The 14,910-nt window shown below is 37.9% G+C and carries 5 protein-coding genes and 2 pseudogenes; 5 read left to right on the forward strand and 2 right to left on the reverse strand.

Going from position 1 to position 14,910, the window contains the following annotated elements; translation table 11 throughout:
• Positions 1–202 (reverse strand): hypothetical protein (locus PVV60_RS04875; protein WP_342752787.1); only part of this gene is annotated, 202 nt, incomplete at its 3' end.
• 909 nt (positions 203–1,111) lie between these two features.
• Between PVV60_RS04875 and PVV60_RS04880 the strand changes: the two are divergent.
• Positions 1,112–4,467, forward strand: a pseudogene (locus PVV60_RS04880) (autotransporter outer membrane beta-barrel domain-containing protein).
• Between the two features lie 109 nt (positions 4,468–4,576).
• Here the strand turns inward: PVV60_RS04880 and PVV60_RS04885 are convergent.
• A pseudogene (locus PVV60_RS04885) lies at positions 4,577–5,167 on the reverse strand (integrase); the annotation flags it as partial.
• A 1,289-nt stretch (positions 5,168–6,456) separates the two neighbouring features.
• Between PVV60_RS04885 and PVV60_RS04890 the strand changes: the two are divergent.
• The 4 genes from PVV60_RS04890 to PVV60_RS04905 all read left to right on the forward strand — a co-directional run bounded on the left by PVV60_RS04890 (position 6,457) and on the right by PVV60_RS04905 (position 14,245).
• Positions 6,457–8,964, forward strand: coding sequence for an autotransporter outer membrane beta-barrel domain-containing protein (locus tag PVV60_RS04890; RefSeq protein ID WP_273723540.1), 2,508 nt, complete (start codon positions 6,457–6,459; stop codon positions 8,962–8,964).
• Positions 8,965–9,637: 673 nt separating this feature from the next.
• Positions 9,638–12,082, forward strand: a complete 2,445-nt coding sequence (locus tag PVV60_RS04895) for an autotransporter outer membrane beta-barrel domain-containing protein (RefSeq protein ID WP_273723541.1) — start codon at positions 9,638–9,640, stop codon at positions 12,080–12,082.
• Between the two features lie 144 nt (positions 12,083–12,226).
• On the forward strand, positions 12,227–12,823 hold the full coding sequence (locus PVV60_RS04900; protein ID WP_273723542.1) for a hypothetical protein: 597 nt from the start codon (positions 12,227–12,229) through the stop codon (positions 12,821–12,823).
• A 45-nt stretch (positions 12,824–12,868) separates the two neighbouring features.
• The gene (locus PVV60_RS04905) at positions 12,869–14,245 is read left to right on the forward strand and encodes an autotransporter outer membrane beta-barrel domain-containing protein (RefSeq protein ID WP_273723544.1); all 1,377 of its coding nucleotides are present in this window, start codon (positions 12,869–12,871) and stop codon (positions 14,243–14,245) included.
• The last annotated feature ends 665 nt before the right edge of the window (positions 14,246–14,910 follow it).

Consider the following 14,910-nt stretch of genomic DNA (forward strand, 5'->3'; position numbering starts at 1 on the left):
CTTTCACATAATCTAAAGCTTGCCCTAACAATTCGGGATTGCCTACCAATTTAGCAAAATCGCCCGTGAAGTCCCGTCCAGCAATGGCAATCAGCGAGCGCATGCCCTGTTCTGATTTCGCTAAAACGTCAAAAAAGCGTACCAAGGTACCGGTGGCATCTTTGTCCAGATCTTGCATGAATTTTTCGCGAGAAAGCCCAATTCCGCACATATAATATGTTTTTTCCCTCATGTTTTAAAACAAAGAGGAAAAATCCTATTATAACTGACTGCAACTTGCGAAAAATTGGATGTCTTTCCCTATAACGCAGCAGACGGTGGACATGTTAAGGTCACTGATGTTATTTTAAAAACAAAGGGGACTGGAACAGATGAACCAGCTGAGGGCTCTGGCTATACCGATGGTTTTGGAGCATTTTCTAAAGGCTCTAACAGTGTGATTGAGTTGGAAAACACTACTATTAGCGATACGAAAATCGGGCTTACAGCACAAGATGGTGGCGCAATCAGCATGACTGGGGGGATCATCACAGCTTCCAAGGCTGGTGCTCTCTTCGAGAGCAGTAATAGCGACAAAAACAAACTGGAAAATATAACGATATCAAGTGGTAAAGACGGTGCACTATTAATCAGTGGAATAGACGCAGATAAAAGTACTGTCACTTTAAAAAATGTAAAAGTGACTCAAGCACAGCACGCCATAATTGCGGATCATGATTCCACAATAAAAGTTTCTGGCGGATCATTTGAGGCAGAAGGAGACACAATACAAGCCATCAGTGGCAGCAACATTGTTTTAACTGATGTTAAACAGATTACATCATCTGATTCCAATGGACTCGCAGCAACATCAAACTCCACAATCGTAATGACAGATGGAACCGTAACTGGGAAAAAAACAGCATTGGCTGCTGCAGACGGCGGACATATTAAGGTCACAGATGTTGCTCTAAAAACAGTAGGAGTAGATGCGCTCACTGAGGGCGCTGGTATTATATATGGATTCGGTGCATTCGCAAATGGCAATAACAGTGTAATTGAATTGCTTGGAAAAACGACCATTAGTGATGGTATAATCGGGCTTGAAGCAAAAGATGGTGGCGCAATAAGCATGGCTGTGGGAACCATTACAGCTTCCAAAGCGGGTGCTGTTTTCTTTAACAGTAAGAGCGACAAAAACAAGCTGGAAAATGTGACGATATCAAGTGCTAAAGACGATGCGCTACTAATCTATGGAATAGACGCAGACAAAAATAGTACAGTCACTTTAAAAAATGTAACAGTAACGCAAGCAAATAGCGCCATAGTAGCAGAAAATTCTTCTACAGTAACAGTCTATGGCGGATCATTTGATGCAAAAGATTCGACAATAGTTGCTCTAAACGGCGGCAGTGTCATTTTAACCGATAATACGCAAATTATGTCATCTGAAGACGACGGACTCTATGCACATGACAATGGCACAATCAGCATGACTGGAGGAACCATTAAAGCCTCCTATAATGGAGCTGGCTTCGTGAGCAGTGAGAGCGATAAAAACAAACTGGAAAATGTGACAATATCAAGTGCTAAAGACAATGAGCTACTACAATATGGAATAAAAGCAGACAAAAGTACCGTTGTTTTAAATAATGTAGAAGTGACTCAGGCAGCCGCCAGTATAGTTGCAAATGATCACTCAACAATAACAGTCTCAGGAGGATCATTTAGTGGACGTGATGTAGGAGGAAGCGCCGAAGCCAGCAGTACGATTATCTTAAAAAACAATGCTAACATTACATCATCTGATGGCGAAGGACTCCTTGCAGACGGTTCAGGATCTAAGATCATAATGATGGGAGGATCCGTAGCCGCGAACGAAACAGCGTTATTCGCAATCAACGGAGGGCATATTGATGCCACAGATGTTGCTTTAACAACAGAGGGAAAAGGAGGCGGTGCATTTGTAAGTGGCGATGACAGTACAATTCAATTGCATGGTGATACAATAATTAATAATACTTTGAGCGGACTCGATGCCGTTAATGGTGGTAAAATCATTAGCGAAAACTTATCGATAATCGGTGGTGAAGCAATTGATCAAGGACCCGACAACGAACGCACTGGTGTATGGACATCGGACTCTGGTAGTGAAGTTAGGTTAATGGGCAAAACAACCATTCAAAATGTCGATGAAGGTTTTTATGCAGACGGTGGAAGTAAAATCATTAGCGGAGATTTAATTATAACCGGTGGTGAAAGTAAAACAATGACCGTTGGTGTAAACGTTGCGGAGTCTGATAGTGCAATCGAATTAAATGGTAAAACAATCATTCAAAATTTTGATGTTGGTCTCACAGCAGGGAATAATAGCACGATTAAGATGACGAATGGTTATATTAGAGCAGCGCAGAATGCAATAAAAAATAAAATAAATGCAAAAAAAGTTGCACTATGGGCGGCATTTAACGGACATATTGATGTCCAGAATGCTTCTCTAACAGCAGGAGTTTCTGGTTTGCAATTTATAGCCCTCTATAATATTAAATCAGATGTACTTCAAAAATATCAAAGCAATGAAATCAATTTGACCAATGCAGATGTTCACGCTGAAAATGGTACTGGAATTTTTGTTGGAGGTTTCACTAACACAAACATGGAAGATATTCCAACTTTATCAATCGGTACAGTCAATCTCAAAAATTCAGAAATCCATGCTGATGTATTGTTAGGAGATGGTCTTTTCGAAGATCCAAAATCTTGGAAAAACGACAATTATTGGGACAGTAAAGATGTTAAAGCGATCTCCAACGGCACCTTCACCTTAAGCGCTGATCAGTCTACTTTAGAAGGCAGAGCAAATATTGCTAAAGACAGAAATGTACACTTTGATCTGAAAAACAAGACAACATGGACACTAAAGACCAGTACAAAAGAAAAAGATGATGATGGCCAACTGATTGATATTGCTCAAAGATCTCGTTCTGATATTTCCACGCTTAATCTCGACAATAGCTCTATTATCTTTAATGGACCAACAGAAGAGCATTATCACACATTACATATAGGTTCTGGTAAACCAGACATGCAAGAAGTCTACAACGCAACGGGAGATGCAAAGATTTACTTCAATATTGCTTGGAGTGATGGCGTAGCAAGTGCCGATCAAAAAACCGATAAGCTTCTCATTCATGGTGATGTCTCAGGCTCCACAACAGTTTATATCAAAAGCGATTCAGGGAATAACGATAGTGTAGTAAATGCTGCAGATCCTTCGAATATCGGTGGACTTTCGCTTATTCAAGTCTCTGGAAAAGCAGAAGAAAACTCTTTCAAATTGGCAAATGGCTATACCACAAGAGATCGTTTACCTTATAAATATACACTGACTGCTTATGGACCAGAGTCAAGCCACGGACAGGCCGATATTGCACAAAGCCTCTTTGATGAAAGAATGAAAATTTCTGGGATTTCCGCTTACACAAAGAAATTCTTGAAACTAGTTCTGGCTCTGGTCCAAGTGTGGCTACTCTTGTACCATAAACAGCAAGCTATTTGGTTATGCCAAATGCTCTCTTCTACAGTGGATTAACCGATATAGCTAAGCAAGACGAGTTTTTAGCTAATATGAGAATATCCGCCATAGGACAAGAACAAGGAATAAAGAATGCATTCTTCTTATACACCTATGGAAATACAGGAACTTTATCTTCTGAACGCGGACCTATCAAATACGGTTACGGTGCTGATATTCGCTATGCTGCTCTCCAAGCCGGTGTTACATTGGCAGCAATTGAAGGGCAAAATACCACAACACATCTGGGACTGGGGGGAACCTATGGGCAGCTGTCGTTCACACCAAAGGACATGAAAGATGCAGGGAAGAACACGCTGGATAAATGGGCCATTACAGCCTATGGCAGTATACAGCATAACAGTGGTTTCTACATCGATGCACTCTTGTCCTACGGTATCCTAAAAGGGCATATCACCAATGCCATCAGAGGAAATACAGCAAAGTTGAACGATGCCAAAATGTTGAGTATCTCCACCACTATTGGCAAAGAATTTGCAACCGGAATGGAAGGTTTAACCTTCGAACCACAAGCACAAATTGCCTATCAACATTTGATGTTTAACACCATTGAAGATGCTGATAATTTTACTGTTGATATGAACAATCCTTCTCAATGGTTAATCCGTGTTGGTGGACGTTTGACCAAAACCATTTCCACTGAAAACAGCCGTCCTATGTCTTTCTATGGGAAAGTAAACTTAATCAAAACTTTTGGTGATGATGGTACCATTCATATTGGTAGAGACTTTGACCTTGATCCTATGGGCCCTGCAATTGAAGGCGGCGTTGGCATCAATGCACAACTATCTCACAATTTCTCCCTTCATGGTGATGTAAGCTATCAACAAAAGCTTCAGAAAACGGGTATAAGTGGTGCAAGTTTTTCAGGTGGAATACGCTATCAGTTTTAAATCAAGGCTGTAAAAATAGCCTATTCATTCTATTCGATTTAAAAAAGGCAGCACAACGTGCTGCCTTTTTTGCTTTATATAAATCCTAATGAGACTTATCCCCCCTCCTTAAGAGAGCCCTTGCTTTTTCTACTGCCTGTAAAATCAATATCCACGCCAAACGCCGCAACATGTTTGAAACAGAGCTTGAAACGTATCAGTGCTGCATTAGCAGCGACAGCTTTTGTATGACAGATGGAAGCGAGGGTATTGTATATTTCTTGTTTATGTAATCTATAAAACAGGCCGACAGCCTAATTTAGGGAGAATATAAAGTTTTAAAGATGAAAACCAGTTTCCATCTTTACCGTCATTTCTTAATTCAGATTTACGACTTTCAAAAGCATCTAAGGCAATGTCTTTTAAGTAATGGAGATTACACATTGCCTCACGTTTTTGTTTCTCTCATTCTTTAATGGAGTCACGACCATCATGTAAAACAGAACGCCATTGGGTTGCACATTCAACGAGCTTTTTTTAAGAGGTATTTCTTAAAGCACCCAAATCTATTTCGCAAAGGCGCCTATGAATGCTGTAACAGTAAAGGCATTGAGTACCCCATCTTTACGCTTATGAAGGAGCAAGCCAGCACCATCATTATATTTTCCAGCCCCCAATGTGGCAACAGACCTTGGAACTTAAGACGGTTCATAAGAGGCATTTTTAGTCTTTTCTTGTACAGTTTTTATCCACACACTCATCCCACTTGTTATGTGCAAATGAGTGGGTTTAGTTGATTCAAGATAAACAGCTTTGAAATGAGAAAATCTTACGGTATTCGAGAATCTTATTCAATGTAATAATGATAAATTACCATTATAAATCAATATATTAAGCAATTTTTATCAAAAAAATATAAGGTATTTTTATCCAGAATATGTCACCAAGTATGCTACCTTTTCGCACATGAAATTCATTTTTTCCTGAAGTATTTTCTTTTCCACTTAAATACGCTTTTCATCCTCTTGACATGGATTGCGCAGCTATTCATCATCCAATTTGTCTATAAAGCTAAGCAAAGTGTATTTTTAGACAATATAAAGAAAACAACATTGGAAAAGATAATGATAAAAAAAGCTCTCTCTTCATACCTTTTCTATGTTTATCCTCCTGTTTCTTCAATCCATGAGCTGAACACTACCTATAAGGATTCATTTATATTTCCAGTACCGTTTTTTAGGCAAACCATTTTGACAATGCTTATCCATCTTATTTCAGGCAAGATAATGTAATTACTTATTTTTTATGTTGAATCAATTAAAAATTTTCTTGTACGTTACAGTAGAGCTGGCGTGTGGAGAAAAGTTATATAAGAAAAGCCTAAGAACTTCTATAATGAATTGTATCAAGAACTAAGGACTTGTCATAAACATTGGGAGTTAGCAAAGTGTGTAATGGGTTTGCTCTTTTAATAAGCGTAAAGGTATCAGCTTGCTCCTTCGTAAGTGTAAAGATGATGGATCTCAATGGCTTTAGCGTTATAGCTTTTATAACCACCGTTGCAAAATGAGCTATGCGTCCTTAAAAAATGGGCTTTTCTACCCTTAAGGAAAAGTCTCTTTAAAGAAAGCCTGTGAATAGCCCCCCTCATCTCTTCTTATAACAGAGAAAATTTGCTGATCGTTTTGGTGAGTGCATAAAATAATATATCTCACCGCTATAGAGCTTTTATAACGATTGTCCTGAATAAACAATTTTAAATATCATACTTCATCGTGTTTTTAGCATAAACTTAACCAAGCTAAGTTTTCTGAAATCCATTTTTCCGACTTTTTATGATCATAAAAAAAGCTTTTCCTAAGAAAAACTTCAAATCATAGAGAACACCGTAAATATAGTTCGTTTTGTTGTTTACAATAAAAACATAATGATATAAAAACTGACCGGGTACTTGCGCCATCAGGGGAATGAAGTAAGCATCAAAGCATACCAAATACTAAAGGCATATCTATGTGTAAGAAATATATTTATAAGAAAAATTTTTTGTTATGTACAATTGCTGGAACTTTCATTTTTTCTCATTTTACTCCAACTTATGCAAATAGACAACCTCCTGAAATTTTGGGAAAGATTGAGTTAAATAAGGGGGAAAAAAAGACTTTAAATAATGTTCTTGTCCGCGATAAAGGACCTGGAATATTGGCACATGATAAAGCAGCTATCACAATTGTAAAATCAACAATACACACAGAAATGTCTGCACTTTCTGTATCGGCAGGTGGACACATTCATGCCAAAGAAATTGAAGCCAATACAGTGTATAAAGGTTTAGAAACGAAGAATGGTATAATCAACGTTGAAGATTCAACCATAACCGTCCAACGAGGAGGTGCCGGTGGTATCGTTTTTTATGAAACAAAAGATTATTTGCTAAAAAATGGAGAAAAAGTTGTCAATAAGGTTGTTCTTAGCAATACAAAACTTCTCGTGAAAAACGGTACCGGTATTCTTGGTCCCTACTGCTCAAGAGCCGTTGCTGAAGTTCAACTTAAAGACTCAGAAATTCGATCTGACGTATTATTGAGAAATAAAACGAAACGTAAATATTATGACAACGATACTCTTCCTGTAACTTTAGCATTAACCGCTGATAATTCAACAATAGAAGGACGAGCAAGAACTTTAAAAGTCAATACAACGGTTTTGACTCTGAATAACAAAAGCAAATGGCACTTAAAAACCTCTCAAGAGGAAGTCGATACTGACTTTAGTGTGTTTAACTATGAACTCAGTAATATTAAACAACGAGCCCTTTCTACCGTTTCAGTACTGAATCTTAATAATAGTTCTATCATATTTAAGACACCGCAAGGGCAGGAAAAAGATCATTATCATACCTTGTATGTAGGGCGAACAGCTGAAGTTCGTAGATCTGATGGAAGTACAATCCCCAATATAGAGAACACTTATAATACAATTTACAATGCCACTGGCAATGCAAAGATTTATTTTAATATTGAATGGAGTGATGGTCTAGCAAAAGAACAGCAAAAAGCTGACCGTCTTCTTATTCATGGTGATGTATCAGGCAGTACAACAGTCCATATCAAGAACCTTGCGAAAGGTGAGATATTAAAAGCTGAAGATTCTGTTTCCTCGAATATGCGTGGTCTTTCACTCATTCAAGTTTCTGGAAATGCAAATGAAGATTCCTTCAAACTTGCACATGGCTACACCACAATGGGGGGCTTGCCCTATAAATATATACTCAAAGCCTATGGTCCAACATCCAACCATGGGAAAGCCGATAGTACACAAAGTCATTTAAGCGGAATATCACAAGAGTCAGGAGAAAATACCCTCAAAGACTACACAATCTACACGATATCAGGAAAAATGATTGAAGGTGTTTCACCTAAAGAGAAAGATGCGCTCAATACCGGTGCATCATCCCTTGTAAAAGAAAATAACGGTCAAAAAAACTTAGAAAAAAATCACAATTTCTGGGATTTTCGCTTGCAAAATGTAACGCTCGATGATGAAGGAAAGATCAGAGCTCTCGTTCCTCAAGTGGCAAGCTATTTGTCCATGCCTAACGCAATATTCTCAGCTGGACTAACTGATGCAAACAATCAAAATACTTTGCTGAACACAATACAAGAAACTCGCTTTGAAACAAAAGATCATAAAAACAAAGGGCTCGTCTTCTCGACTTATAGCAATAAGATGACATTATCCTCTCACCGTACACCATTACAATATGGCTATGGTGCCGATATTCACTATGCTGCTTTACAAGCAGGCATTACATTAGCAGCTCTAGAAGATCACAACATGACCACCAGTTTTGGTCTTTTGGGGACATATGGGAAATTAGCTTTCACTCCAAAAGATATGGAAGGTGCTGACAAGAGTACACTCGACAAGTGGTCAATTGCTGCATATAGTGGGCTGCGCCATAATAATGGTACATATATCCATGCACTTTTCTCCTATGGAATGCTCAAAGGAAATATCACCACAGCTCTCATCAGACAGACTGCAGAATTGAAAAACGCTGATACATTCAGTGCATCGGCAACCATTGGACAAAAGTTCAAAACCAGTACGAAAGGATTAGTCTTTGAACCACAAGCACAACTTGTTTATCAACATCTCATGCTTGGTACACTCTCAGATGTCGATGGCTTTGACGTGAATATGGGCAATCCTCATCAATGGTTGGTGCGCGTTGGTGGACGTTTAACGAAAACAACGCTTTCTAGCCAACAAGACTCTACCCTTTCTTTCTATGGTAAACTAAACGTTGTTAAAGCTTTTTCTAACAATGGCACAATACAGATTGGTGAACCATTCCACCTTGATTCTATGGGAGATTCTATTGAAGGTGGACTTGGTGTAAATGCACAATTATCACAAAATATCGCCCTTCATGCTGATGTTAATTATCAACATAAGCTTCAAAAAACTGGTATATCTGGAGCAAGCTTTTCAGGCGGAGTAAGCTATCAGTTCTAAGAAAAAGCAAAAAATAACTTATAATCTATTCATTTTTAATAAAAAAAGCAGTACGAATGTACTGCTTTTTTGCAATCTTTCGGAAAGAACCATTAATAACGGTTCTTTCTACACACTTTTCTTGAGCTAATTAATCTCACTCAAACCAAATTTAACAAAATCTGTTATCTCTAAAGGGACATTGAATTCTCAAGAGAGCTGCCTTTTTGATTTATAAAAATCGAATAGATTCAATAAAAATTGTTATATATTGATAAAAAATACAAAATATTTTAGTTTTTTTACATCAAAAAAATTCATAGTGAATAATTCTATATGCAAGAAAACCACCTGAAAGCTTTTTGCAAGCGCGCAACAAATCTTCTCTAAAAACTTTTAGAGTTTTCATAACAACAGCCTTAAGCAACAAACACCCTTGCAAAATATTTTGGTTTTTAGCACTTTAAAACAAAAATACTTATCAAGCTAGGTTTTCTGAAATTTATCTTCTCTGCATTGCGCTTTCTATTTTAAAAGTTCTTATAAGACCAATTTTAAAACGATAAATAACAAAATTTAATATTCGTTTTGTTATTTACAATAAAAACATAATGATATAGAAACTAACCGGGTACTTGCGCCATCAGGGGAATGAAGTAAGCATCAAAGCATACCAAATACTAAAGGCATATCTATGTGTAAGAAATATATTTATAAGAAAAATTTTTTGTTATGTACAATTGCTGGAACTTTCATTTTTTCTCATTTTACTCCAACTTATGCAAAGACATCGGCTCCCATAATGATTATGGCTCGTGCGGATAAAGCAGGAGAAGAAAAAACCTTTAATAACGTTTTTATCCGCGGTGCATATACAACAGTAGTTGCTGATGACAAAGCCTTTATCACCATTACAAACTCAACAATGCGTTCAGACTCAAATTTATTTACCGCAACAACAGGTGGACGCATTCATGCTAAAAAAACTGTAGGAAAATCAGATTCCCGTGGTTTAGAAATTTCAAACGGCATCATCCATATTGAAGATTCAATCATAAATGTTTCCGGACATCACAAAAGTCGTGGTATACTTTTTGATTACATCTCGAGTTCCCAAGTAAAAGAGGGCGAAAAAGTTATCAATAAAGCAATTCTTACCAACACAAAACTTCTTGTTGAAAATGGTATTGGTATTCTAGGACCAGATTACGCAAAATCTGTTGCTGTGGTAGAACTTAAAAATTCAGAAATTCGTTCTGATATATTATTAAAAAATAAAATCCCAGAAAACACAAAAGATACCGATCCTCGCACTTTTATATTAAGCGCTGACAATTCGATTATAGAAGGACGAGGAAAGACTTTCCCTCAAAATACAACGATTTTTACTCTCAACAATAACAGCAAGTGGTATCTAAAGATTAGTCAATTTGAAGTAGACAAAGAATTTGACAGCTCCAAAGGATACTTGCTCACTGATATTAAACAACGTGCACAATCAATCGTTTCAGTCTTAAACCTTAATAATAGCTCTATCATATTTAACGCACCACATAAACTAGCAGACAATCATTATCAAACCTTGCACGTGGGAAAACAACCAACAGCTGAAGTTGCAAAAGCAGAGCAAAACAGGAGTTCTGATGCAACAACAGTTTACAATGCATTGGGCAACGCGAGGATTTATTTTAATACCGAATGGAGTAATGGCCTTACAAAAGAACAACAAAAAACTGACCGTGTTCTCGTTCATGGTAATGTCTCAGGCACCACAACGGTCTATTTCAACAATCTTTCAAATCCTGCAAAACCATTCAATAATGAAGAAGCAGAAGATTTTATTCCTTTGAATACGCGTGGTCTCTCACTCATTCAAGTTTCTGGGCAAGCCAATGAAGATTCCTTCAAACTTGCCCATGGCTACACCACAATGGAAGGCTTACCTTATAAATACGTACTCAATGGCTATGGACCAACATCCAGCCGTGGGAAAGCCAATAAGGCACAAAGTCATTTAAGCGGAATATCACAAGAATCAAAACAGAAAGACGCGCAAAATGCTAATATATCATCCCTTGGAAAAGTAAACAACGGACAAGCCCCCTTAGAAGAAAATGGGAATTTCTGGGATTTCCGCTTGCAGAATGCGGCTCTTGATGATGAAGGGAAGATCAAAGCTCTTGTTCCTCAAATGGCAAGCTATTTGGTTATGCATAATGCAATATTTTCCTCTGGCTTGGCTGATATAAATAATCAAAATACACTGTTAGATAATATGCACTCAACAGTTTTTGGATTAGAAGGCCATAAAAAGAAAGGGGGGTTCTTATCAACTTATGGCAACAAGATGACGTTATCTTCCAGCCGTAGTCCATTGGAATATGGTTATGGTGCGGATGTTCGTTATGCTGCTATACAAGCAGGCATGACATTAGCAACATTAGAAAATCAAAATATGACCGCGAATCTTGGTCTTTTAGGCACATATGGAAAGCTAGCTTTTACACCAAAGGATATGGAAGGTTCTGACAAAAGCATACTGGATAAATGGTCCTTTACGGCATATGGGAACCTCCACTATGACAATGGTCTCTATGTTAATGCACTGGTCTCTTACGGCATTTTAAACGGACATATTACAACAGCCCTTATCGGCAACACTACAGAGTTAAATAATACGGATACATTAAATATATCAGCTACCGTTGGACAAAAATTAGCAACTGGTGTTGAAGGGGTGTCCTTTGAACCACAAGCACAACTTATTTATCAACATATTGCATTTGGCACTCTTTCAGATATCGATGGCTTCCAGGTTAATATAAAGCCCCCTCATCAATGGTTGGTCCGTATTGGAGGGCGTTTAACGAAAACAATGCTTCCCATTGAAAAAGATCATGTTCTTTCTTTTTATGGTAAATTGAATGTCATCAAAGCTTTTGGTGAGGAGCGCACTCTCGATGTTATTGAATCTTTCCATCTCGATTCTATGGGCTCTTCACTTGAAGGTGGGCTTGGCATTAACGCGCAGCTTTCTAAAAACATCGCACTTCATGCTGACGTTAATTACCAACATAAACTTCAAAAAGCTGGTATCTCTGGAATTAATTTTTCCGGTGGAATGCGTTATCGCTTTTAGAAATCTTAGCTCTCTATTTTGACACATAAGCAGCGCTGAGATGAAAACAGTGCTGCTTATATTTTACCGTATTACAAAAACCATAGTGTGTCAAAAAGTGATTCATTTTTAGCAAAAAAAGAAAATATCTTAAGGAACATCTCTATGCATAAGAATCTTTTGTTATGTACAGCCGCTTGTGCTTTGTTTTTTTCTTCTTTTAACTTCACATCTACCAGTACCGCCTCTGGTCTAAGCCCTCAAGCACGCCATAACCTTGGAGAGATTACGAAATTACCTGAACAATATCGCCATGCCATTGATTTAATAAACACACCAACACAAGCAGAAAAAAATCTTGAGAAGATAGTCTCTGGCGCCATGATGAGAGATAATTCGCACTTCAACCAAGCACTTCAAAATCATATGGATCGTGTAAGAGATACGATTAACAGCTCTTTTGCAGGTGCAAATCGTTATGGTTCAGGAGCATATATGAACGTGATGAACCGTGAAATGGATCATATACGTGCCCAAGCCATGGCTAACAAACGCCAACAAGATATGCAACACATGATGCAAGCCAATGCCTATCTTGACCAATTACGTCAAAACCGATTGACAAAGGCAGAAAATTTATTACGCGGCTACGAGAAAGCGGTTTCCGATGCAGCACAGGCGGCAGCAATCCTTGATGCCGATAACCAACGGCGTATTGATGCTGCGCACCAACAATGGGTGAGGCAAGACAAGCGTAATTGATCTGAACTGCAAAATAAAGCAGAAATATTACATAAAGAAGTACAAGTGGATAGTACCTTACAAGGACAAAACAAAGAACTTTCCAATACTTTACGCAAAGCAGTATTAGAGACTTTGAACACCGATGGAATAAGCAACGTGGAGAAAAAAGGAGAGACATCCCCTCCTCTATCTGAAGAGAATAAACAACCTCTTATTAACTCCAGCACAAAGCAAAGACACACTAGTGATAAATTATCACCTGCTAATGTTGCAACGCAACACAAGAACAATTCATCCTCAAGAGCAGATCGTGGAATTATACAATCTAAAATAAATGAAAATTCGCAATCTGATATTGATCCCCAAACAAACACCACTTTCTCAGCCTCGAAAACGACTCTTAATACATCCGCAAAAGTTAGGAGAATCGCTACCGCTGATATCGAGAGCACCTCTAAACTTACAGATAATGAAGCAACCGCAACTTCTGCTTCTTTTGATTTGGCAGAAAAAAGAACAATTCTTAAGCCACAAAAAGAAAGTTCTTTAGTCATGCCTATCGCGATGTTTGCTGTTGGGTTTTCTGATGTCAACAATCAAAATATCTTGTTAGACAATATGCAAATAACAATGTTTGAACCAAAAGATCATCCAGAGAGAAGCGTTTTCTTATCCTCTTATGGTAATAAGAGTACCTTTTCATCTAAGGTTCAAGCAGATATTCGCTATGCTGCATTGCAAGCAGGGGCAACATTAATAGCGCTAAACAATCAAAATATCAGCAGCAATTTTGGTCTTTTCGGAACATATGGGAAATTGTCTTTTACTCCTAAAAATAAGAAGAGCTTTCAAAAAAATATGTTTGATAAATGGTCACTCACCGCATATGGAAATATTCAGCATGACAGTGGCATCTATGCAAGTGCATTTCTCTCTTATGGAATTTTCAAAGAAAATAACACCACAGTTCTCATCAAACATACCTCAAAAGTGAAGAATCATAAAACATTAGGATCCGCTGCAACTATTGGTCAAAAACTGTCAACCAGTTTGGAAGGTGTAATCCTAGAACCGCAAGCACAACTTGTTTATCAACGTCTCATGCTTAGCTCTTCCTCAGATAGTAGATCTTTTTCAGATGACAATAATTCTAAAATAGACATCAGCAAACCTCATCAATGGTTGCTCCGTATTGGCGGACGTTTGACGCAAAACAAAGGCCATGCCCTTTCCTTCTACGGCAAACTAAACGCGATCAAAACTTTTAGTAACAACTTTCCTCTTGCAGCTATAGGCTCTCTAATAGACGGTGGTTTTGGTATTCATGCGCACTTATCGCAAAATATCGAGCTTCATAGTGATCTCAGCTATCAACATAAATTCAAAAAAGCTGGCATATCTGCAATAAATATTGCCGCCGGAATGCGCTATCACTTTTAAAAATACTTGTATCCCTATCTTGAAATATAAAGCGCCCTCATTATGTTCCGTTTTGTTTCTTTTGTAAGAGACATAGTGAGGTCATAATTTTATATTCTGTAGAAGAGAGGAAATATTTAGGAATACATCATATGAAAAAAAATATTTTACTATACACAGTTTCTGGACTTCTGTTTTATTCTACCACCAGCTTATCTTATGGTATTTATAGTAATGATAATTACCTTTATAATTATTATAGTTATAATGGTAATTATGGTGATGCGGATGATTATAGTGGTCAGTATGATTATAGTCGTGATAATCCCCCGCCTCCGCCAGCAGGTTATGACCTAACGGGGGTATCTCCAAATCTTCCTCGTCGTGGAAAGCTAGATCTATCCAAAGTTTCTGATCCATATGGTGGATTGGGAAACTCCTTCAACATACCTCAAAATCCTCCAGCCCCTAACTCTAAAGTTTCCACTTTCTCTACAACATCTGTCCCCACACAAACAACCACAAGCCCTTCTCCTACAGGGGGTACATCTACAGCATCTAATCCTACAGGGACTAAACCTCCCCAAACACAAAGTAGAGAAAATTCAAGAAGTGATACAGGCTTTACTGAGGGAACGACGCATTCTTCAACGCGCACCCAACCATCTGAGCAACCTACTACAAAG

It is taken from the genome of Bartonella sp. AU18XJBT (assembly GCF_028618595.1).
Classification (GTDB): domain Bacteria; phylum Pseudomonadota; class Alphaproteobacteria; order Rhizobiales; family Rhizobiaceae; genus Bartonella.